The sequence below is a fragment of the Martinezella lusitana genome (genome assembly GCF_016901135.1).
GTDB classification, from domain to species: Bacteria; Pseudomonadota; Alphaproteobacteria; order Rhizobiales; family Rhizobiaceae; genus Rhizobium; species Rhizobium lusitanum_D.
In genome coordinates this window covers 1-1,070 of the sequence record NZ_JAFEVL010000040.1, presented here as the reverse complement: position 1 = coordinate 1,070, position 1,070 = coordinate 1, and the positions used below count along the sequence as shown (strand labels likewise).

Genomic DNA, 1,070 nt, shown 5'->3' with positions numbered 1-1,070 from the left:
CTCTCGACTTACGCAGTGCGCAAACGGCGGGCGTCGAGACTGATGGCGCCGGCTCCAAATGCCGCGACCTGCAGAAGGCCGCCGATGATCGAGATGTTCTTCAGAAAATGGATCATCTGGTTCTGGTCGGCGAAGTTGTTGTGAAAGAACAATGCCGTCGCGAGAGTGAAGGCTGCGATCACAAGGCTGACGATGCGGGCCTGGTAGCCCACGATTAGGAGGATACCGCCGCCAACTTCAATGACGATCGCAAGCAGATAGGAAAGCAGTGGTAAGGGCAGGCCGACGGAGGCGATATACCCCTGGGTGGCTTCCGGCGCCGCGATCTTGCCGAACCCGCTGAGGATGAACATGATGGCGAGCAGTAGGCGGCCTATGGCTGGAAGATATGTTGTCTGGAGCATCTGCAGGTCCTGATATCGAAGTATTTGTGAAAGGAAGAGAGAATTAGGCCGCGAGTGCTTCGATCTGCGCCTTGGCGCCGGCGACGGCTGCGGCCTTGGCTTCCTCGCCCAGCGCAAGGCCCTCCGCACGGATGATTGTGACATCGGTCAGGCCGATAAAGGCGAGGACGGCGCGAAGGTAGGTTTCCTGATAATCGAGGCCGACCGCCGGGCTCTCGCCCGTGTAAACACCGCCGCGAGCCGATGCCACGAAGACCTTTTTGCCTTTCACCAGTCCCTCAGGGCCGTTGGCGCCGTACTGGAAGGTGCGTCCGGCGACACAAACGCGATCGACCCAACCCTTCAGCTGCGTGGGGATTGCAAAATTGTACATTGGCGCGCCGATGACGATGATGTCGGCAGCGAAGAGATCATCGATATAGGCGCCGCCGATGGCGAGGTCCTGGCCAAGCGAGGGGTTGCCGACTTCGCCGCCCTGGAAGACCGCCATGTGGGCATCCGAGAGGTGCATCGCCGCATCGACGACGAGATCACGCCGGATGATCCGAGCGCCCGGATGAAGCGCCAGCTGCTTGGCGACGATGTCGGCGGTCAACGTCCGGCTGACCGAATAGCCGCCGAGAATGCTTGAATCGATATGCAGAATGGTCGTCATGGAACAGATCC

General features: G+C 60.2%; 2 protein-coding genes. Both read right to left on the bottom strand.

From position 1 onward, the window contains the following. Window positions 1–8 precede the first annotated feature (8 nt). Complete coding sequence (locus tag JTP94_RS14325) at window positions 9–404, bottom strand: DoxX family protein (protein WP_204851168.1); 396 nt, start codon at window positions 402–404, stop codon at window positions 9–11. A 43-nt stretch (window positions 405–447) separates the two neighbouring features. Further along, a complete protein-coding gene (locus JTP94_RS14320; protein WP_204851169.1) occupies window positions 448–1,059 on the bottom strand; it encodes an FMN-dependent NADH-azoreductase in 612 nt (203 codons plus the stop codon). Window positions 1,060–1,070: the final 11 nt, after the last annotated feature.

Coding starts and splice junctions, on each gene's coding strand:
- JTP94_RS14325 (WP_204851168.1), bottom strand. CDS start 404: ATGCTCCAGACAACATATCTTCCAGCCATAGGCCGCCTACTGCTCGCC.
- JTP94_RS14320 (WP_204851169.1), bottom strand. CDS start 1,059: ATGACGACCATTCTGCATATCGATTCAAGCATTCTCGGCGGCTATTCG.